Annotated in this window: 18 protein-coding genes; 7 read left to right on the top strand and 11 right to left on the bottom strand. The window is 69.6% G+C overall.

Features of this window, described 5'->3' with window-relative positions:
- Window positions 1-23: 23 nt before the first annotated feature.
- Window positions 24-3,587 carry a cobaltochelatase subunit CobN gene (cobN, locus tag ACWGE0_RS15250; RefSeq protein WP_452261503.1) on the top strand — a complete coding sequence of 1,188 codons (3,564 nt, stop codon included), beginning with the start codon at window positions 24-26 and terminating at the stop codon, window positions 3,585-3,587.
- On the opposite strand, the gene ACWGE0_RS15245 is transcribed toward cobN, so the two are convergent.
- Window positions 3,548-4,234 carry a helix-turn-helix transcriptional regulator gene (locus ACWGE0_RS15245; RefSeq protein ID WP_452261502.1) on the bottom strand — a complete coding sequence of 229 codons (687 nt, stop codon included), beginning with the start codon at window positions 4,232-4,234 and terminating at the stop codon, window positions 3,548-3,550. The genes cobN and ACWGE0_RS15245 overlap by 40 nt on opposite strands.
- Before the next feature lie 78 nt (window positions 4,235-4,312).
- Between ACWGE0_RS15245 and ACWGE0_RS15240 the strand changes: the two genes are divergently transcribed.
- The 3 genes from ACWGE0_RS15240 to ACWGE0_RS15230 are packed head-to-tail and all read left to right on the top strand — an operon-like array spanning window position 4,313 to window position 5,836.
- Entirely contained in the window at window positions 4,313-4,690 is a 378-nt protein-coding gene (locus ACWGE0_RS15240) for a hypothetical protein (RefSeq protein ID WP_452261501.1), read from the top strand.
- On the top strand, window positions 4,687-5,253 hold the full coding sequence (gene folE / locus ACWGE0_RS15235; RefSeq protein WP_452261500.1) for a GTP cyclohydrolase I FolE: 567 nt from the start codon (window positions 4,687-4,689) through the stop codon (window positions 5,251-5,253). Before ACWGE0_RS15240 ends, folE begins: the two co-directional genes overlap by 4 nt.
- Before the next feature lie 10 nt (window positions 5,254-5,263).
- Window positions 5,264-5,836 carry a maltokinase N-terminal cap-like domain-containing protein gene (locus tag ACWGE0_RS15230; RefSeq protein WP_452261499.1) on the top strand — a complete coding sequence of 191 codons (573 nt, stop codon included), beginning with the start codon at window positions 5,264-5,266 and terminating at the stop codon, window positions 5,834-5,836.
- On the opposite strand, the gene ACWGE0_RS15225 is transcribed toward ACWGE0_RS15230, so the two are convergent.
- The gene (locus ACWGE0_RS15225) at window positions 5,815-6,417 is read right to left on the bottom strand and encodes an EF-hand domain-containing protein (RefSeq protein WP_452261664.1); all 603 of its coding nucleotides are present in this window, start codon (window positions 6,415-6,417) and stop codon (window positions 5,815-5,817) included. The two genes, ACWGE0_RS15230 and ACWGE0_RS15225, sit on opposite strands and share 22 nt — an antisense overlap.
- Window positions 6,375-8,918, bottom strand: coding sequence for an AAA family ATPase (locus tag ACWGE0_RS15220; RefSeq protein WP_452261498.1), 2,544 nt, complete (start codon window positions 8,916-8,918; stop codon window positions 6,375-6,377). The genes ACWGE0_RS15225 and ACWGE0_RS15220 overlap by 43 nt, the downstream gene beginning before the upstream one ends.
- Window positions 8,919-9,198: 280 nt before the next feature.
- On the opposite strand from ACWGE0_RS15220, the gene ACWGE0_RS15215 reads away from it, so the two are divergent.
- The gene (locus tag ACWGE0_RS15215) at window positions 9,199-11,823 is read left to right on the top strand and encodes a LuxR C-terminal-related transcriptional regulator (RefSeq protein WP_452261497.1); all 2,625 of its coding nucleotides are present in this window, start codon (window positions 9,199-9,201) and stop codon (window positions 11,821-11,823) included.
- On the opposite strand, the gene ACWGE0_RS15210 is transcribed toward ACWGE0_RS15215, so the two are convergent.
- From ACWGE0_RS15210 to ACWGE0_RS15200, 3 genes are all read right to left on the bottom strand, one after another.
- Window positions 11,777-12,175: a LapA family protein gene (locus ACWGE0_RS15210; RefSeq protein WP_452261496.1), complete on the bottom strand. Its 399-nt coding sequence runs from the start codon at window positions 12,173-12,175 to the stop codon at window positions 11,777-11,779. The two genes, ACWGE0_RS15215 and ACWGE0_RS15210, sit on opposite strands and share 47 nt — an antisense overlap.
- Window positions 12,176-12,224: 49 nt before the next feature.
- On the bottom strand, window positions 12,225-12,575 hold the full coding sequence (locus ACWGE0_RS15205) for a DUF742 domain-containing protein (protein ID WP_319968264.1): 351 nt from the start codon (window positions 12,573-12,575) through the stop codon (window positions 12,225-12,227).
- 216 nt (window positions 12,576-12,791) lie between these two features.
- Window positions 12,792-13,715: an anti-sigma factor RsbA family regulatory protein gene (locus ACWGE0_RS15200; RefSeq protein ID WP_452261495.1), complete on the bottom strand. Its 924-nt coding sequence runs from the start codon at window positions 13,713-13,715 to the stop codon at window positions 12,792-12,794.
- A gap of 101 nt (window positions 13,716-13,816) precedes the next feature.
- On the opposite strand from ACWGE0_RS15200, the gene ACWGE0_RS15195 reads away from it, so the two are divergent.
- Window positions 13,817-14,638 (top strand): MerR family transcriptional regulator, encoded by an 822-nt coding sequence (locus ACWGE0_RS15195; RefSeq protein WP_452261494.1) that lies wholly within the window; start codon window positions 13,817-13,819, stop codon window positions 14,636-14,638.
- Here the strand turns inward: ACWGE0_RS15195 and ACWGE0_RS15190 are convergent.
- The 5 genes from ACWGE0_RS15190 to ACWGE0_RS15170 form a co-directional block, all read right to left on the bottom strand.
- The gene (locus ACWGE0_RS15190; protein ID WP_452261493.1) at window positions 14,625-15,713 is read right to left on the bottom strand and encodes an MFS transporter; all 1,089 of its coding nucleotides are present in this window, start codon (window positions 15,711-15,713) and stop codon (window positions 14,625-14,627) included. The genes ACWGE0_RS15195 and ACWGE0_RS15190 overlap by 14 nt on opposite strands.
- A 1-nt stretch (window position 15,714) precedes the next feature.
- Entirely contained in the window at window positions 15,715-16,347 is a 633-nt protein-coding gene (locus ACWGE0_RS15185; RefSeq protein WP_319968268.1) for a GTP pyrophosphokinase, read from the bottom strand.
- A gap of 75 nt (window positions 16,348-16,422) precedes the next feature.
- The gene (locus ACWGE0_RS15180) at window positions 16,423-17,394 is read right to left on the bottom strand and encodes a D-cysteine desulfhydrase family protein (protein ID WP_452261492.1); all 972 of its coding nucleotides are present in this window, start codon (window positions 17,392-17,394) and stop codon (window positions 16,423-16,425) included.
- Window positions 17,385-18,245 carry a cobalamin-binding protein gene (locus tag ACWGE0_RS15175; RefSeq protein ID WP_452261491.1) on the bottom strand — a complete coding sequence of 287 codons (861 nt, stop codon included), beginning with the start codon at window positions 18,243-18,245 and terminating at the stop codon, window positions 17,385-17,387. Before ACWGE0_RS15175 ends, ACWGE0_RS15180 begins: the two co-directional genes overlap by 10 nt.
- Complete coding sequence (locus ACWGE0_RS15170; protein WP_452261490.1) at window positions 18,245-18,775, bottom strand: NUDIX domain-containing protein; 531 nt, start codon at window positions 18,773-18,775, stop codon at window positions 18,245-18,247. The genes ACWGE0_RS15175 and ACWGE0_RS15170 overlap by 1 nt, the downstream gene beginning before the upstream one ends.
- 261 nt (window positions 18,776-19,036) lie before the next feature.
- Here ACWGE0_RS15170 and ACWGE0_RS15165 point away from each other — a divergent pair, with 261 nt between their 5' ends.
- Complete coding sequence (locus tag ACWGE0_RS15165) at window positions 19,037-19,303, top strand: hypothetical protein (protein WP_452261489.1); 267 nt, start codon at window positions 19,037-19,039, stop codon at window positions 19,301-19,303.
- Window positions 19,304-19,317: the final 14 nt, after the last annotated feature.

Raw genomic sequence — 19,317 nt, 5'->3', positions numbered from 1 at the left:
CCCCACGAGGGATGGAGCCCTGCGTGATCCTGCTGCTGTCGACCTCTGACACCGACCTGCTGTCGGCGCGTGCCTGTGGCGCCGAGTACCGGCTCGGCAACCCCGCCCGGCTCACCGCCGACGACCTGCCCGCGCTCGTCGACGGGGTCAGCCTCGTCGTCGTGCGCATTCTCGGCGGCCGCCGGATGTGGGAGGAAGGGCTCGACTGGCTGCTGGCCAGCGGGCTGCCGGTGGTGGTGCTCGGTGGTGAGCAGCAGCCGGACGCCGCGCTGATGGAGCTGTCGACCGTGCCCGGCGGTGTCTGTGCCGAGGCGCACCTCTACCTCGCGCACGGCGGGCCCGCGAACCTCGCCGAGCTGCACAAGTTCCTCGAGGACACCATCCTGCTGACCGGCCACGGGTTCGCGACCCCGCAGGCCACGCCCTCGTGGGGTGTCCTGGAGCGGGAGACGACGACCGATGGCCCGACGGTCGCGGTGCTCTACTACCGCGCGCATCACGTGGCCGGGAACACGGCGTTCGTGCACGCGTTGTGCGACGCGATCGAGGCCAAGGGCGGGAGGGCGCTGCCGGTCTACTGCTCGTCGTTGCGCACCGCCGAGCCCGAGCTGCTGGAGACCCTCGGCCAGGCAGACTCGCTGGTCGTGACGGTGCTCGCGGCCGGTGGCACGAACCCGGCGAAGGCATCTGCGGGTGGGGACGACGAGGCGTGGGACGTGGGCGCGCTCGCCGCGCTGGACGTGCCGATCCTGCAAGGGTTGTGTCTCACGTCCAGCCGCGAGTCGTGGGACGAGAACGATGACGGACTGTCCCCTTTGGACACCGCCACCCAGGTCGCGATCCCGGAGTTCGACGGCCGGATCATCACGGTTCCGTTCTCGTTCAAGGAGATCGACTCCGACGGGCTCACCGTCTACGTGGCCGATCCGGAACGGGCGCTGCGCGTCGCCGGCATCGCGGTCCGGCACGCCAGGTTGCGGCACATCCCGGTGGCCGAGCGCAAGATCGCGGTGATGCTGTCGGCGTACCCGACCAAGCACTCCCGCATCGGCAACGCGGTCGGACTCGACACACCGGCCTCCACTGTCCGGCTGCTCAAAGCCATGCAGGAGCACGGGTACGACATCGGTGACGCGTTGCCGGGCGTGCAGGAGCTGGACGGCGACGCGTTGATCCACGCGCTGATCGCCGCCGGTGGCCAGGACGTGGACTGGCTGACGCAGGAGCAGTTCGAGAGCAACCCCGTGCGCATCGCGGCGGCCGACTACCGGGCGTACTACGAGACGCTGCCCGAGGACTTCCGCGAGTCGATGCGGGAGCACTGGGGCGAGGCGCCGGGCACCCTCTTCGTCGACCACTCGAAGTCCAAGGACGGCGAGATCGTGCTGGCCGCGCTGCGGTCGAACAACGTGGTCGTGATCGTGCAGCCGCCGCGCGGGTTCGGCGAGAACCCGATCGCGATCTACCACGACCCGGACCTGCCGCCGTCGCACCACTACCTCGCCGCCTACCGGTGGATCGAGTCGCAGTTCGGCGCGGACGCGGTCGTGCACGTCGGCAAGCACGGCAACCTGGAGTGGTTGCCCGGCAAGACCGTGGGCATGTCGGCGTCCTGCGGCACGGACGCGGCCCTCGGCGACCTGCCGTTGATCTACCCGTTCCTCGTCAACGACCCCGGTGAGGGCACGCAGGCGAAGCGGCGCGCGCACGCCACGCTGGTCGACCACCTGGTGCCGCCGATGGCCCGCGCGGACAGCTACGGCGACATCGCCCGGCTGGAGCAGCTGCTCGACGAGTACGGCAACATCTCCGCGATGGATCCGGCCAAGGTACCGGCGATCCGCGCGCAGATCTGGACGCTGATCAAGGCCGCGAAGCTCGACCACGACCTGGGACTCGACGACCGGCCCCACGACGCGGAGTTCGACGAGTTCATCCTGCACGTCGACGGCTGGCTGTGCGAGGTCAAGGACGTCCAGATTCGCGACGGCCTGCACATCCTGGGTGAGGCGCCCACGGGCTCCGTCCGCGTCAACCTCGTGCTGGCGATGCTGCAGGCGCGGCAGATGTGGGGCGGTCAGGTCGCCGCGCTGCCCGGCCTGCGCGAGGCACTCGGCCTCACCACCACGGGCCGCGAGGACGTCGACGCGGTGGAGGAACAGGCTCGCGTGCTCGTCCAGGCGATGGAGGACGCGGGCTGGGATCGTTGCGCCGCAGCGGATCTGCACGAGTCCGAGGACGTGCGGAAGATCCTGGAGTTCGCGGCGGACGAGGTCGTGCCCCGGCTCGCACGCACCACCGACGAGATGACGAACGTCCTGCACGCGCTGGACGGCGGCTACATCCCGGCAGGCCCGTCCGGTTCCCCGTTGCGCGGCTTGGTGAACGTGCTGCCGACCGGCCGCAACTTCTACTCGGTCGACCCGAAGGCCATCCCGTCGCGCCTGGCGTGGGAGACCGGTCAGGCGATGGCCGACTCGCTGCTGGAGCGCTACCGCTCCGAGAACGACGGCGAATGGCCGCCGTCGGTGGGCCTGTCGGTCTGGGGCACGTCCGCGATGCGCACCGCCGGCGACGACATCGCCGAGGTGTTCGCGCTGCTGGGCGTGCGGCCGGTGTGGGACGACCAGTCCCGCCGCGTCACCGGTCTCGAGGTGATTCCGCTGCAGGAGCTGGACCGGCCGCGCATCGACGTCACGATCAGGATCTCCGGCTTCTTCCGCGACGCGTTCCCGCACGTCGTGTCCATGTTGGACGATGCCGTGCAGCTGGTCGCCGCGCTGGACGAGCCCGCGGAGCACAACTTCGTGCGGGCGCACATGCTCAAGGACCTCGAAGAGCACGGCGACCAGCGCCGGGCCACGTTGCGCGTTTTCGGTTCCAAGCCGGGCGCGTACGGCGCGGGCGTGCTGCCGTTGATCGACAGCCGCAACTGGCGCGACTCGTCGGACATCGCCGAGGTCTACGCGGTGTGGGGCGGGTACGCGTACGGCCGCGGGGTCGACGGCATCGCGGCGCGCGAGGACATGGAGTCGGCGTACCGGCGGATCGCGGTGGCGGCCAAGAACATCGACACCCGCGAGCACGACATCGCCGACTCGGACGACTACTTCCAGTACCACGGCGGCATGGTCACGATGGTGAAGGCGTTGACGGGCAAGGCACCTGCCGCGTACGTCGGTGACAGCACGCGTCCCGAGGCGGTCCGGACCCGCACGCTGACCGAGGAGACCTCGCGGATCTTCCGCGCCCGCGTGGTGAATCCGCGCTGGATCGGTGCGATGCGCAACCACGGGTACAAGGGCGCGTTCGAGCTGCAGGCGACGGTCGAGTACCTGTTCGGCTACGACGCCACCACCGGCGTCGTCGCGGACTGGATGTACGAGAAGCTGACCGAGTCGTACGTGCTCGACCCGGAGACCCGCAAGTTCCTGCAGACCTCGAACCCGTGGGCGTTGCACGGCATCGCCGAACGTCTGCTGGAGGCCGCGGAACGCCAGATGTGGGAGCACCCCGAGCCGTCCACTTTGGACGCGCTGCGGGCCGCCTACCTGGAGACCGAGGGCGACTTGGAAGACGGCGCCTGAGGGCTCTGATCCAGCTTCACGCAGCAGTGTCCTGGTGAGGGATCGAGGCGAGCGCTCACGTCGTTCGCCTTGATCCCGTCCAGCAGTCCGCTGATCAGGCAGAGGTTCATCCCGCACACCAGCTGCGTGTGCCGCTGAGCCAGGCTGTGGAACGGGCAGTTGCCCAGCAAGATCGCGGTCCCGTCGGTCCGCGGCTCGAACCCGAGGTCCTCCAACGCCTCCGCCACGTCGCCAGAGGTCTGCGCCGCCAGGTCCTCGCCCCACTCGTACGCGCGCCGGTTCAGGATCTCGCGCGCCGGCTCACCCGTGCTCTCCGCCTCCAGCAACGCGTCGGTGAGCAGGTGGCTCGCCGCCTCGTACCGCCGGTCGGGCAACGACACCTCGATCTGCTCCCCGGACCGCCGGTAGAGCTTCGCCGGCCGCCCTGCCCCCGGCCCGGTCCGGCCGGACCGGCGCTCGTGGAGCACGTCCAGCAGCCCCATCTCGACCAGCTTGTCGAGGTGGAACGCGGCGGTCGTGCGCGGCAGCCCGATGGCGGCGGACGCCTCGTCCTTGCTGATGGGCGCGGTCTGGCGCACCACGAAGTCGTAGAGCTTGCGCCGGTTCGGCTCGTCGAGGGCCGCGACGGCGGCGACGTGGTCGGCCATCTCTAAAACCTACTCCTGTTGACGAAAATCGGCACGCGGCTCTAACGTTAGCTGAAGTTGTCGTTAGAAGGAGGAGTCATGGCGGTCCTGACACGCACGGATCCGGCGACGCAGGCGTTCGTGTTGCTGCGCACGGTCTTCACGGTGGCGCCGATCCTGTTCGGGCTCGACAAGTTCTTCAACCTGCTCGTCGACTGGCCGGTCTACCTGGCGCCGTGGATCGACTCGGTCGTCCCCGGCAGCCCGCAGACCGCGATGTACGTCGTCGGCGTGATCGAGATCGTGGCCGGGGTCCTGGTGGCGGTGGCACCAAAGTGGGGCGGGCTGGTCGTCGCGGCCTGGCTGCTCGGCATCATCGTCAACCTGCTGACCCTGCCCGGCTACTACGACGTCGCGTTGCGCGACTTCGGCCTGCTGGTCGGCGCACTGGCGTTGTCGAGGCTGGCCAGCCGATGACCGACCCGATCGACCCGATCGACACCGAGGCGGCGCGGCACGCGGTGACCGACCTGCTGAAAGCACTGGGGAAGGACCCGTTCTCGGTGCACCTGGCCGACACCCCGCGCCGCGTCGCCGAGGCTTACGCGGAGCTGCTCACCCCGCGGTCGTTCAACCTCACGACATTTCCCAACGACGAGGGATACGACGAACTCGTGCTGGCGCGAGGAATCCCGGTCCAGTCGTTGTGTGAGCACCACATGCTGCCGTTCCACGGCGTCGCGCACGTCGGGTACCTGCCGGGGGACCGGATCCTGGGCCTGTCGAAACTCGCGCGCGTCGTCGAGATGTTCGCCCGTGACCTGCAGGTGCAGGAACGCCTCACCAAGCAGGTCGCGGACTGGTTGCAGGAAAACCTGCGACCCAAGGGAGTGGGCGTCGTGATCGAGGCCGAGCACATGTGCATGACGCTGCGCGGAGTGCGGGTCAACGGGGCCAGCACCGTCACTTCGGCCCTCCAGGGCGTGCTGCGGAACGATCCAGCGTCACGCCAAGAGTTCTTCACCCTCGTGCACTCGTAGTCTGTGCGGCATGGTGAAAATTCACGCCGGTGCCAAGCTGACACCGTCGTTCCGGGACTTTCTGCCCGTGTGGGTCGCGAGTCGGCCGTGGTACCGGGGAAACGGCGCGCTGTGGCCCATCGGGTTCTTCCGGTTCGAGGACCCGGCGGGGCAGGTCGGTGTGGAGACGCACCTGCTCCAGGACGGCCCGGTGGTGTACCAGGTGCCGCTGACGTACCGGTCCGCCCCGCTCGCCGGGGGAGCGCTCGTCACGACGGCCGAGCACAGCGTGCTGGGTACGCGGTGGATCTACGACGCGGTGACCGACCCGGTGTGGATCGCGGCGATCCTGGACCTGGTCGCCACCGGCGGGGTCTCGGACTCGGCCGCCCGCAGCGGGTACGGCCCGGTCGTCGCCCGCGGCGCGGTGATCCGCCCGGTGCGGCTCACCCCGGAGACCGCGGTGATCGACCTGGACCGGCGGATCGTCCCGGGAACCCCACCGGGTGACGCGGTGGGTGTGGTCAACGGGTCGTGGTACCAGGACGGGGTGGAGAAGAGCGGTCGTCTCGCGGTGATCCGTCAGACGGGCCCGAAGACGTAGGTGCCGGCGGCCTCGGCGTTGTCACCGGCCCAGAACTCGAGCCACAGCTGGGAGAACTCGTCGCGCGACAGCTTGCCGTCGCCGTCGAGGTCCAGCGCGGCGAAGTCGGTGACGCCGTCGTGCCCCAGCCACGCGCTGATCATCGTCCGGTACTCGCCGGACGAGATGTAGTCGTCGTGGTTCTCGTCGACGGCACCGAACATCGCGTCGGCGGTGTCGGTGACCGCTTCCGGCGTCTTCGGGAGCGCGTCCACGATGCTCAGGACGTTGTCGATCGTCACCCTGTCCTTGCCCGCGATCGCCGAGAGGGTCGCCCACCAGCCCATCATCACCCCGGACAGCAGTTCCTCGTCGCCACCGCGCAACGACGCCCAGCGCGCGGTGAGCGCGCGGAAGTCGCTCTCGTCCAGGTAGCCGTCATCGTCGGCGTCCATCGCGCCGAACACCACTGCCACTTTGCGTCGTTGCAGGTCGCTAGCCATGCGCTGGACCATAGGCCGAACGTTGCAACGGAAACCATCGGCCGAACGGGTCCGAACTACCGCGCATCGAGTGCATCCGAGAGACCCAAACGGCCCGATACGCCCAACTTTCGGTATGTCCCGGACAACACGCCCTCGACGGCGTCCGCGGGCATCAGCAACGTGGCAGCGATCTCCTCGTTGGAGCGCCCGCGTGCCGCCAAAGCCGCCACCTGGTGCTCGGTCGGGGTGAGCGCGGTCGGTCCGGTCTGGCGCATTCGCCGTGGCCCGGCGCCGGTCGCCACGAGTTCGGAGTAGGCCCGCGCGGCCATCGCGGAAGAGCCGCACTTCTGCGCCAGATCCAACGCCTCACGCAGGCACGCGCGCGCACCGGACGTATCTGCCTGACGCCGCACCACGACGCCGAGGTCGACCAACGCCCGTGCCAGCTCCAGACGGGCGGGGGAGCCGCGCAGCACCCGCACGGCCTCTTCCAGCAACGTCCGCCCGGCCGCGCCCGCGGTCACCCGGCCCGCCGCGCGCAACGCCATGCCCAACGCCCGTGGCGCGCCCCAGACGCGGGCCAGCGCTACCTCTTCCAACGCGAGTTCGCGCGCCCGTTCGCCGTCGCCGATCGCCGCGCACGCCTGGGCCGCCCCGGAACGCCACGCCAGCGGTGCGGGGTTGCGGTAGGGCCAGCCCTCGCAGTGCCGTCCCGCCGCGAGAAACGCCTCCAGTGCCTCGTGGTCGGCGCCGCGCACGGTCAGCATCCGGCCCTGGGTCGTCAGCAGGCTGGCGTAGGTCCACGTCCTGCGCGCTTCTTCTGTCGCCGCTTCGGTGATCACCGAAGCGGCCTCGTCCGGATGACCCTCCTCGAGCAGGATGTCGGCGAGCAGCGCCGCGTGCCACGTGGAGACCGTGTGCCAGCGCCGGTCCTGCCGCAGCTGGTCGTCGGCCAGCGCCAGGTCGGCGCGGGCGGCCACGAGATCACCCTTGCGGCGCTGGACGTTCGCCCGCATGACGTACGTCAGCGCGCGCACCGCGGGAGGTTGGGTGCGGTCCACGTCGTCGAGCAGCGCCAGTGCGGGGTCCAGTGAGTCGGCCAGGTTGAGGATCATCGCGGACGCCAGCGCCGACATCGTGTCTTCGGCCGACACGAGCAGAACCGCGTCCGCGGCACTGATGTCGCCGACCATCACGTGGTGCAGCACCTCGGCGGGTGTGTCGAGCGGGACCGACGAGGGCACGGCCTCCTGCCACGCCAGCCCGTGCACCGCCAGATGTGCCCGCGCCCGCGGCGAACCGGACAGCACGGTCTTCAGCTCGGCCGGGTTTCCCTCGGCGTGCAAAGCGTAAGACAGCGCCACGGCCGATTCCGGATCGTCCTTGTTGGACTCGAAAGCCTCACGCAACCGTGCGGACGCGCCCGGAAGGTTGCCGACGAGCTCGGCAACGCCCAGCAACCGCAACGCGCGTGACGGGTTCGCCACCGGTTCGCGCAACGCACGCCACAACAACCGCGCGGCACCGGACGTGTCGCCCCGGTTCACCGCCTCCTGCGCGGCCCGGTCGAGCACCTCACCGGCCCACGGCTCCAGCCCGGGCGAGGTCTCCACCAGGTGCTCTGCCACCACCCGGTCCGAGGCGCCGTGTGTGCGCAACGACCGTGCGGCCCGGAGATGCAGAGCAGCCCGCGAAGGCGCTGGCATGTCGTCGAGAACGGCCGGGCCGGCCACCCCGAGCAGCTCGACGGTCCGGACGGCGTCGGCGAGCTCGACCGGCGACAGCCGGGTCAGTTCGGCCAGCACACCGGGATGAGGAGACGGTCCGAGCACGGCCAGCGACTGCGCCGCGGCCACCACGGCGGCCGGACGACGACGCAACCGGGCCGCCATGATCTCGCCGGCCACCTCCGCGCCGCGTTGCGCGACCCGCCACGCGGCCTCGGCGGTCGGCGGCACCCCGTCCTCCGCCAGCGCCTTCACCAGACGCGTCACCGTCAGCGGGTTGCCGCCGGTCGCATCGAGGCACGCGGCGACGAACTCGGGAGCCGGAGCGGGGGAGATCAGCGCGGCGATGGCGTCCGCGGACAGGTTGTCCAGCGCGATCCGGCCGCACGCCGCCATGATCTCGCCGAAAGAAGGGTCGTCGCACCGCTCGCCCGCACCCACGGTCAGCACGACGGCGATGGGCAGGCGCTGGATCCGCAAGGTCAGATAAGCCAGCCACCGCAACGACGCGGCGTCGGCCCAGTGCGCGTCGTCCACCGCGATGAGCAGGCCGGACGTGCCCGCGAGCGCCGCGGCCAGCCGGTACACGCCGTGCAGCACGGCGAAGTCGGCGGCCGGCGCGGTGAGCCGGAGCGCGCCGATCGCCTCGGCGGGCACGAGATCCGGGTCGGTCATGTCGAAGAGCTGAGCCACGATCCCGAACGGCAGGTCGCCCTCCAGCGCACTGCCGCGCGCCCGCACGACGCGCCGGCCGGAGGCCTCCCAGCGCGCGGCGAGGTCGTCCGCTGCCGCGGTCTTCCCGGTACCGGGTGCGCCTTCCACGACGGTGGTCGTGCCGGGAGTCACCTGGTCGCTGATTCCGGCACACCACGCTTTCCGCCGGTTTTCCATGATCTCTCAACAATCCGTGGGTGAATGGATCAGCGGAATTGATGCTAGGAGAAAGAGCGCCACTTGCCCAGGTAAACGTTCCTGCGCTATGGGCGTCTCAACAGGGTGGCTACACGTATGATCCGCCGGGCAACTACTCGAATGGGTAGCGGCAGCCGGGTGACGACCTCTCACGGTCATCCCAACGGCCTAGGGGTGCTGCTTCGGGGCTGGTCGGGATGCGGGTCGTTGTGGTAATGCAGCGCTTGTTCTCCGCCGCCGCGGAGCGAAAGGAAAATGGGTGTCGGGGAATCGGGACAGTGTGTTCCGCGGCCGTGCGGGAGAACAGGAACTCCTCAGCGGTGTGCTGGACGCGGGCACCGGCGTGGTGCTGGTCGACGGTGCGGCGGGAACCGGCAAGACGCGGTTGCTGAGCGAGATCGCCGCCGTCGCCACGCGTCGCGGTTTCGAAGTCGCCACGGCACAGGACGAACTGGAACAGCCCTTTCTGCTGGCGCGCCTGGCCGAACGCGAACCGGACGGCCCCACGCTCGTCGTGCTGGACGATCTCCACCTGGCCGAGCCGGGCACCCTGGCCGCATTGCGCGCACTGCTGCTCAACTCCACCCACGAGAAGGTCGTCTGGCTGCTCGCCCGCCGCCGCGGTGAGGGCGCGGAGCGCCTGTTCGCCGCCGCCGCACAGCGCGGGGCCGTGCGGATCGAACTTAGGCCGCTGACGGACAACGTGGTCGCGGACCTCGTCGCCGATCTCGCCGGAGGAATTCCCGACAACGACCTCCGGGCGTTGGCGGCGACCGCCCAGGGAAATCCAGCGGCATTGATCGGTCTCGTCAACGCCCTTCTCGAAGACGGTCAGGTCGTGGTCACGGCCGAGCACGCGTCGTTGCGCGCCGACCGTTCGCCCCGGCACACCGAGTCGCTGCTGCGCGACCGCGTCGGTTCGCTGAGCGGCCAGGCGAGGCACCTGCTGCAGGTCGCGTCCGTGCTCGGGCCGCGCTTCGAACCCGGTGACGTCGCGGAGATGCTCGCTTCCAGCACGGCGATCCTGTTGCCCGCACTGGACGAGGTCATCGGCGCCGGCGTGGTGACGGCGCTGGACGACCGACTGGCGTTCCGGCACGAGCTGGTCTGGCGGCTGGTCGCCGACTCCGTGCCGCCGCCCGTGCGGCGCGCGCTGCACCGCGAGGCCGGCGAAATGCTGCTGGGGCGCGGGGATTCCGCCGTCAACGCCGCCAAGCACCTTCTGCACGGCGCCCAGCGCGGTGACGTGCGGTCGATCGACGGACTGGTCGCGGCAGCGATCGCCGTGCTGTGGAACGCTCCTGATGCCGCGGCCGAACTCGCGGTGCGGGCACTCGAACTCACCGACCAGGCGTCCGCCTCGCTGGTGCACCGCACGGTCATCGCCGTGCGCGCGCTGATCGCGGCAGGGAAGCTCACTGCCGCGCAGGCACTGGCGCAGGACGCGTTGTCCCGTCAGGTTTCCCCGGAACCCTCCGCCAAGCTGCGGCACTGCGTGGCCACGACGACGTTGCTGGGCGCGCAGCACGGCGAGTCGGTGGAGATCTCCGAGGCGTTGCTGGCGGAACCCGACCTGCCGCCGGAACTCGCGCCGTGGGTGGAGATCACCAGGATGATGGCCCTGCTGGGCCATGATCGGCGCCGTGCGGAGGAACTGGCCGAGACCGTCGTGCGCAACCACACGGGCGCACCGGACGACGTGCTGGCAACGGCTTTGGCGGTGCTGGCGGCGATCGCGCGCGACAGCGGACAGCCTGGCGCGGCACTGGAACTGGCCCGCGAGGCCGCGCAGTCCGTTACGTCCCACGACCTCTGTGCCTATCCGCAACTGCTGCTGGCGACGCTGAACGCCGGGCTGCGGGACTTCGCCGAGGCCGACGGCGTGGTGCGGCGGGCGCGCAGCGGGCCGTCCGCGGTGGTGACCAGGGAACTCATGACCGCGGTCGTGCAGGCGCGGATCCTGTTGCAGGCCGGGCGAATCGAGGAAGCGGCGATCGAGGCGCGCGGTGCGCTGACGGTGGCAGAGGAGACCGGGCACGTGGCGCTGGTCGCGCCCGCGCTGGTCGTGCTGGCGATGGTCGCGATCCACACCGGCGACCTGCCTGCCGCGATCGAGCACGTCGAGCGCTACCGCGACCGCGTCCCGGTCGACGGGATCATCTTCTCGCGCGCCTACTACCAGTGGGCCGACGTGCTGGTCACGTACGTGGCCCACGGCCTGGAAAAGGCGCTCGGTCTGCTGACGGACGAGTATCCGGGGCTAGTGTCGTCCGCGTTGTTCGCGGAGGAACCCCGTGCCGCCGGGTGGTTCGTGCGCCGGGCCGTGGAAGCGGGGGACGAGCGGCTGGCCAAGTCCGTTGTGGACCGTGCTGAACGGCTCGCCGAGGAGCACCCCGGATTCCGTGCGGTGGCGGCGGCCGCGATGCACGCCCGCGGCCTGTTCGACACCGACGCCGCGCTGCTGGAACAGGCTTCACAACAGCACCGTGACCTGTGGGCCCGGGCCAACGCGTCCGAGGACCTCGGCGTGCTGCTGACGACCACGGCCGATCGCGCGGCATCGGTGAAGGCGCTGGAGAACGCTCTCGGGCTGTACCGGGAGATCGGCGCGTCCCGCGACGGCGCCCGCGTGCTGGGGCGGCTGCGCAAACTCGGCAGGCGCCGGCGCGCGGAGCCGGTGCGACCGGCGTCCGGATGGTCCAGTTTGGACGACACCGAACGGGCGATCGCGAACCTGGTGGCGAAGGGTCAGACGAACCGGCAGATCTCCACGCAGCTGTTCATGTCACCGCACACGGTGAACTTCCACCTGCGCAAGATCTTCCGGAAGCTCGGGATCAGTTCTCGCGTCGAGCTGGTGATGAGGTCGAGGGACGACCAATAGGCGTCGCGACCCGCTTCGCCTGCCGGCGCAGCTGCAGGATGCGGGCCGCACCGACGACCGCGACCAGCAGCGCGCCGCCGATCGCGCCGAACAACAGCGCCACCCCGAGCGGAAGGCTGAACTCGCCCCACAGAAAGTGGATCGTCGCGTTGCCGCCGTTCTGCAGGATGAAGACGAGCAGGAAGATCAGCACGACGATCGCGACCAGCACGGCGATCCACGTGCCGCTGATCCGGGTGGGGCGCAGCTTCTTCGGTGCGGCCACGGCCGGGGGCTTGGCCGCGGTCGGAGGCGCGGCCGGGATCGGTTCGGTGATCGGCGTCTTGGGGGTCTCGTCGCTGGAGGTCGCCACAGGGACGATTATCGGCGACCAGGCGTGATTCCGCGCGGTGGCAAAAGGGTTACAACCTGCGCAGGCCGGACAGAACGCGCTCGAGCAGCGCCATGTTCGGCTTGTCGCCGGGTTCGTGCACGGCGACCAGGTTCAGCGTGATCAGGTCGCTCAGGAGCACGCGCGTGACGCCGAGCGGGATCTTCATCAGTGCCGAGATCTCGGCGACCGACCGCGGCTGCAGGCACAGCCGCATCATCGCCGCCTGGTCGTTGTTCGCGCGGTACAGCCGGTCCTCGTCCGTGGAGAGCAGCGTTTCCAGGCGGAGGTCGTGGCGGGCCGTGGTGCGGCCGCCGGTCCGGGCGTAGGGACGGATGAGCGAACTGTCCCGCGAGGGGGTGGGTGGTTCCTGTTCCTGCATCGGCCACTCCGGTGGCGGTTCCGGTGGGCGTTGGCGCAACGGTTGCTGACGGGGCAGTTGTTGCGTCTCCGCGCCGTGGGAGTCTGCTCTTCTGTCGGCGCGCAGTCGTTTACGGGTCGCCGGAGACCCGAAACGGGCCCCCGTGTAACCGATTTCCGTCGCTTCCTCGTCGTGCACGTGCTCAAGCTATAACGAAGACGCCCAAATGTATGTCGATCACGTTGCCTTTTTGTTCCTCAAGTCGAATCTGACCTGGATCGCAGTGCCGGACGACGTCGTTTGGGTGCGCACGAGGTCCGCCAAACGGTTCACCAGCAACAGTCCGCGACCGCCTGGATCGTTTGCGTGAACGGGTGTACGGCCGGCCAGCACATCGGTGATGTGCCCGTTGTCGTTGACTTGGCAAACAATACTTTCGCTTTCCGCCCAGACCCGGACCGTGCTCTCGCCGCCGCCGTGCCGGACGCTGTTCGTCGCGAGCTCGGTGACCGCCAGCGCGAAGTCGTCGACGCGGTCGTGCGCCAGTCCGAACTTCACGGCCTGCTCCCGTGCGAACGTCCGCACGGCGGCCATCGCACCGGCGCCTACCAGCGTGCTTGCCGCGTCCGCCGGGGTTGCCAGCGGCAGTGAGTGAGCGGCGACGACGACCCGTGCGGGGTGGAAGTGGTCGCTGGGACGATGACCGCTCGCGTCGATGACGACCGGGTGGGTCTTCTCGGCGTCGGCCAGGATGTCATGGTTGAGGGCGGAGATGTCGTACGGGCACAGAATGCTGAGGTCACGGCCGCTGAAGGCGTAGTTGACCAGCGCTTCGTGCAGCGCGCACGCCGGGTACTCGACGTCGGTGCGCAGGTCCCACACCGGCTCGCTGATGATCCGGACGGGCCCGCGGTGCCGGTCGGCGAACGCGCGGAGGTCGGGGATGATCCGGCCGGGGTTGCGTCCGGCGTCCGCCATGTCGATGAACGTGACGAGGTGCGCGAACCCGCTCAGCGCCTCTTTGAGCAGCTCCAGGTTCCGGTTCGGCACGGCCACGGCGACCGGTTCGGCGTTCGCGAGGCCCTCCATGACGAACGGGACGGTCCCGTCGATGTAGGACTCCTCATCGGAGTAGAACAACGCCGGATGTGCGAACGTCATGTGCCACCTCTCGTCAACGCCCCAGGATGCGCACCTGGCGCGTTGCTCAAACCATCATTTCTTGACCCTCACACCGTGTCAGCCCCTACACAGGAGCAGTCATGTTCACCATCGGAGACTTCGCCCATCTGGGGCGCGTGTCGGTGCGGATGCTGCGCCATTACGACGCGGTGGGGTTGCTCCCACCGGCCCACGTCGACCCGTCGTCCGGCTACCGCTTCTACACCGCGGTCCAGCTGCAACGACTCAATCGGCTGGTCGCGCTGAAGGACCTCGGTCTCACGCTCGACCAGGTTCGAATCGTGCTCGACGAAAAGCTTTCCGTGGAGCAGCTGCACGGAATGCTTTCGTTGCGTCGCGCTGAGCTGAGGCAGCAGATTCTTGCGGACGAGTCGCGTTTGCGGCGGGTCGAGGCACGTCTCCGCGCCATTGAAAGGGAAGGCGCCATGCCTACTGACGACGTTGTTGTGAAGCCTGTTCCGTCTGCGCGGATCGCCCGGCTGACCGCGACCGCCGCGTCGTACGGGCCCGAGGACATCGGTCCGGTCATCCAACCGCTGTACCCGGAGCTGATGACCCGGCTCGAACGCGCCGGCGTGCCGATCACCGGGTACGGGATCGCCACCTACGAGCCCGCCGACGGTGACGCCGTGGTCGTGCACGCGGGGGTGACCGTGTCCGTCGAGCCGTCGCAGGCCTACGACTTCGAGGTCGTGGACCTCCCGGCGCTGACGTCCGCGGCGACCATCGTGCACCGGGGGCTGATGGACGACGTCGACGCCACCTACCAGGCCGTGGCGGGATGGATCGAGGCGAACGGATACCAGCAGAACGGGTTCGCCCGCGAGGTGTACCTGAACTACGGCGACGGCGACCCCGCGGAGTGGGCCACCGAGCTGCAGCTGGAGATCACCAAGCCGTAAGGGCGATCACGACGGCCAGTCCGAGCAGGCCGACCGGCAGCGAGGCGACCGCGGCGAGCCCGCCCGTGAGGAGCGGGCCGCCCGCGTCGCCGAGCTCCCTGCCCACCTCGGCGCTGCCCATCGTCTGGCCCATCCGTTCGTCCGGAGTGGACCTGGCGAGGGCCGCGAACGCCAGCGGGGTCACGATTCCCGACCCGGCTCCGATGAGGACGGCCGCGACGAGCGCGCCGGCGAGTCCGGGGATCGCCGCCGCGGCCACGAAACCGGTGGCTGCGGTGAGTGTGCCGATCCGGGTGCCGCGGCGGGTGGCGATGCGTCCGGCGTCCAATGCCCTGCCGACGCGAGGTTGGACGAGTGCCGCGGTGATCGCGAGGAGCGACACCGCGGCGCCGGTGACGATCGGGCCGTGCTGGGCGGCTTTGACCGGTAGGAAGCCGACTCCGGTGGCCAGTGCCGCGGTGGACGCGGCCAGTGCCGCGGTGGGCCGGAGGAAGTCGCTGTGGGACAGGCGCTTCACGAGGTCGGCGACGGTTTGCCGTTGGCGGGGCAGGGGTTCCAGGCTCGGTACCGCCACGAACGCCCACCCGGCCACGGCCACCGCGAGCGCCGCCATCGTGAGGAACAGGACGTCGAAGCTGCCGAAGTGGATCAGCAGGCCGCCGAGCAGAGGGCCGGCTGTGTAGCCGATGCCCTTCCACGCGCCGTACCGCCCGAACGCCCTGCCTCGCGCGTCGCTCGGAGTCAGCCGGGCGACCATGGCGCTGGCCGCCGGGGAGAACGCGGCCGCGGCGACACCCTGCCCGAACCGCGCCACGGCGACGTTGTCGATCAGCACGAACGCGCTGCTGGCCACGGCGAAGGCCAGCAGGCCGCCCAGCAGGACCGGGCGCGGGCCGACGCGGTCGGCCAGCGAGCCGAACACGGGCTTGAGCAGGACCTCGGCGCCGTCGTAGATGGCGAGGACCAGCCCCAGCGCCAGCAGGTTCGTCTGCAGGAAGCCGAGACCGGAAGCGACGCTGTGGGCGCCGAACGCGGTGACGAAGCCTGCTGCGCACAGCGGCAGGACGTTCCTCACGCTAGTGGTCGTCCTGGTGGATGCGGCGGTGCAACGACTCCATGCGGTCGTCCAGCTGGGCCGCGATCATCGCCGACGACATCAGCTCGTCCACGAAGTCGGCGGGCGGGCTGTCGTCGTACTTGTAGAACAGCTTGTGCTCCAGCGTGGCCCAGAAGTCCATCGCGATGGTCCGCAGCTGCACCTCGACCTTCACGTGCTCGACCCGGTCCGAGAGGAACACCGGGATCTCCACGATCAGGTGCAGGCTGCGGTACCCGTTCGGCTTCGGGGCGGCGATGTAGTCCTTGGTGCGCAGGATCTTCAGGTCGTGCTGGCGGGCGAGCATGGCCGACACCCGGTACACATCGGACACGAACGGGCAGATGACGCGCACGCCGGCGATGTCGTCCAGGTAGTCGCCGATGCGGTCGACCTCGAGCGGGAAGCCCTTGCGCCGCAGCTTCTCCAGAATGCCCTCAGGCTTCTTCACCCGGTTCGTGATGTGCTCGATCGGGTCGTGCTGGTGGACGTAGTCGAACTCCTCGCTCAGGATCCGGAGCTTCGTCATCAGCTCCTCGATCCCGAACTTGTAGACGAGCAACCGCCGTTCGAGGTCGCGAAGGAGGCTCAGGTCGTCGGCCAGGTCGGTCACGACTCCAGCGTACTGACCACGCGGATGCCCGGTCGTTCGGGGAAAAATCACGGACAGATCCTGGTCAGTTCGACATCAGAACTGCGCGACGGCTTCCGGCGCGTAGCCGTAGAAGCCCGGAAGACCACCCGTGTGGAGGAACACCACCGGCACGTCACTCCTGGGTGCGAGCTCGCGGAACTTGACCGCCGCCTTGCCCGTGTAGACCGGGTCCAGGATCACGCCCTCGGTCTCGGCGAACAGCTTCAGCACGCTCCACATCTCCGGCGTCGGCACGCCGTAGCCCGGCCCGATGGTGTCGTCGGTGACGGTGACGTGCGCGAGCTTCGGTTCCGGCTCACCCAGGAGTGCGGCGGCGTCGGTCGCGAGGGTGCGGAGGTCCTGCTGGGCGTCCTGTGCGGTGTGCGACACGCTCGCGGCGTGCACGGTGCCGGGCCAGCCCAGCAGTTCGGTGCCGAGCGCGATGCCGGCGGCCGTGGCGCCGCTGCCGTCCGGCACGACGATGGTGGCGTTGCCGATGCCGCGCTCGTTGAGCTGGCCGACGAGTTCGACGGCCGCCGCGACGTAGCCCAGCGCGCCCAGGCCGTTCGAGCCGCCGACGGGCAGCGTGACGGCCTTGTCGTGGTTGACCTTCTCGTAGGCCCGCACGGTCTCCTCGGCGTCCGCGCAGATCTGCACGTTGGCGCCGAACATGTGGTCCAGCACGACGTTGCCGGACCGTTCGTACGCGTCGCCGGTCATCGGCACCTTGGCGGTGAGCACGAGCTCGCACCGCAGCCCGAGCTTCGCGCACGCCGCGGCCGTCTGGCGCCCGTGGTTGGTCTGCAGCGCGCCGAACGTGATGATCGTGTCCGCGCCCTGCTCGATCGCCTGCCCGAGCAGGAACTCGAGCTTGCGCAGCTTGTTGCCGCCCGCGCCGAGGCCGTTGACGTCGTCGCGCTTGATCAGCACCGGCGGGCTGCCGAGCGCGGCCGCGAGCCTCGGGGCGTCGTCCAGCGGGGTCGGCCAGCTGCCCAGTGCGACTCGGGGAAACGCGCTCAGGTCCATGGGGCGAGCCTAATTGCTTCGCCGGGGTCCGGTGCCGGGCCGATGCCGTGCAGGACGTGGGCGAGGACCTCGATCCCGCGCACGACCCGCGGGCCTGGGCGGTTGTGGTAGCTGGGCCCGTCCAGCACCCACATCTGCGGGAACCGCTGGTCGGGAAGCTCTTTCAGGGTGCGTTCCGGCGGGAAGCCGCACGGCATCAGCAGCACGACGTCGGGTGCGGCGTCGTGGACCGTCTGCCAGTCGATCGGGGTGGTGTGTTCGCCCTTCTCGGCGATGAGCGGGACACCGCCCGCCTTGGCGATCTGCTCCGGCACCCAGTGCCCGGCCGGCCACACCGGGTCGAGCCACTCGATCGCGGCCACTCGCGGGTGCTCGAGGTCCTTGGTCTGCTGTTCAACGTGGTCGATGCGGTGCCGGAGCGCCGCGATCTTGTCCGTGCTGTCGACGCCGAGCGTGTCGCCGACGGTCTTCAGGCAGTCCAGCACCTCGTCCAAGGTGGAAGGTTCGAGACTGAGCACCTTCGGGCCGATGTCCATCACGCGCACGGTGTCCGTGACCCTGCGGTACGAGATCGCGCAGACGTCACAAAGGTCTTGGGTGAGGATCACGTCCGGCTTGAGGTCGTCGAGCAGTTCCTCGTCCAACCCGTACAACGACGAACCGCGGTGCACGGTCGCGGAGATCTCCCGGCTGCTCACCGCGTTCTGGTCGATCCCGGTGCTCGTGACCACCGGCACGGCGGCGACCTCTGGCGGCCAGTCGCACTCGTGGGTGCGTCCGACGAGGTGCGAGACCAGCCCCAGCTCGGCGACGATGTCCGTCGAGGCGGGCAGCAGCGACACGATCCGCATCAGACTTCCCGGCCGAACTCGGCGTACCGCGTGGTACCGCTCTCAAGGGCGGCGACCGCGAGGGTGAGCCGCCGGTGCAGGGACGGATAGATCTTGGCGCGGGCATCGTCGAGCGTCAGGTAGACCACACCGGACAGTTCGGGGTCGCAAGCGGTGGCACCGTCCACCACACCGCCGTCGAACACGAACTGGTGGCAGTCGCGCCACACGCCGTTGCGCGGCGTCCAGTCCACGACGAGCAACGGTCCCAGGCCGACGTTCAGGCCGAGCTCCTCGCGGATCTCGCGAATCGTCGCCGCCTTCGGGGACTCGTCGTCCTCGGTCATGCCGCCCGGGATGTCCAGCACCGGCTTGTAGATCGGCACCACGAACAGCACGCGTCCGGCGGAATCCCGGATCAGCGCGCCACCGGCACACGTCTTCGTAGGACGCCGGGAAGCCACGCCGGGCTCGTACTCGAGCTCGGCCGGACCCTCGTCCAGAACATCGGCGGCGAATGCGGCGGGGTCTCCCGCGTGGTGAGCGGACACGAGTGGATGATCACACCACAGGGTGAATCCCGCACCTGTTGTGCAGCGGTTAAAGCCTGGTGAGCAGATGTATCGAAGATGACGGAACGCAACCAAACGATCCGGGAGTACGCTTGAGCCTGTAACTCCGTGCGATCAATCGCCGATGTCCAGGCAACATCGGTGGAGGTGACGCCAATGGGGGCAACCGGTGCCGCCAGACGAAGAAGCGACAGCAGATCGGCCCCGTGGTCGGTGGTCGGACTCACTGTCGTATTCGTCGTGGTGGCCCAGGTCCAGTTCGCCATCGCGGTCGCGGAATCGGTCTGGTGGCCGGTCGCGATCGGGGTGCTGCTGCTGGCCGCGGCGGTCGCGTTCGTGAAGACGGCACGCAGGCTGCGTTGGGAAGACAGCGACCCGTACGAGGCACCGCCCGAGGTGGCCCAGCCGCTTCCGGCCGTCGAGTACGAGAGCCACGTCGACGCCGACGGAAGCCTTGCACGCGCGGTCGGCGACGTGGTCCACGCGTCCAGGCGCTGGCGGGCCTGACAGCCTCGTAGAGC

This window comes from Lentzea sp. NPDC054927, from assembly GCF_053610285.1.
This window is presented reverse-complemented; position numbering and strand designations above follow the sequence as displayed.

Bases quoted from the DNA above. Each gene is read 5' to 3' on its own strand.
- ACWGE0_RS15175 (WP_452261491.1), bottom strand. From the start codon at position 18,245: ATGCGGATCGTGTCGCTGCTGCCCGCCTCGACGGACATCGTCGCCGAG.
- ACWGE0_RS15205 (WP_319968264.1), bottom strand. From the start codon at position 12,575: ATGCAGGAACAGGAACCACCCACCCCCTCGCGGGACAGTTCGCTCATC.
- ACWGE0_RS15195 (WP_452261494.1), top strand. From the start codon at position 13,817: ATGTTCACCATCGGAGACTTCGCCCATCTGGGGCGCGTGTCGGTGCGG.
- folE (WP_452261500.1), top strand. From the start codon at position 4,687: ATGACCGACCCGATCGACCCGATCGACACCGAGGCGGCGCGGCACGCG.
- ACWGE0_RS15230 (WP_452261499.1), top strand. From the start codon at position 5,264: ATGGTGAAAATTCACGCCGGTGCCAAGCTGACACCGTCGTTCCGGGAC.
- ACWGE0_RS15245 (WP_452261502.1), bottom strand. From the start codon at position 4,234: ATGGCCGACCACGTCGCCGCCGTCGCGGCCCTCGACGAGCCGAACCGG.
- ACWGE0_RS15240 (WP_452261501.1), top strand. From the start codon at position 4,313: ATGGCGGTCCTGACACGCACGGATCCGGCGACGCAGGCGTTCGTGTTG.
- ACWGE0_RS15180 (WP_452261492.1), bottom strand. From the start codon at position 17,394: ATGGACCTGAGCGCGTTTCCCCGAGTCGCACTGGGCAGCTGGCCGACC.
- ACWGE0_RS15200 (WP_452261495.1), bottom strand. From the start codon at position 13,715: ATGACGTTCGCACATCCGGCGTTGTTCTACTCCGATGAGGAGTCCTAC.
- ACWGE0_RS15220 (WP_452261498.1), bottom strand. From the start codon at position 8,918: ATGGAAAACCGGCGGAAAGCGTGGTGTGCCGGAATCAGCGACCAGGTG.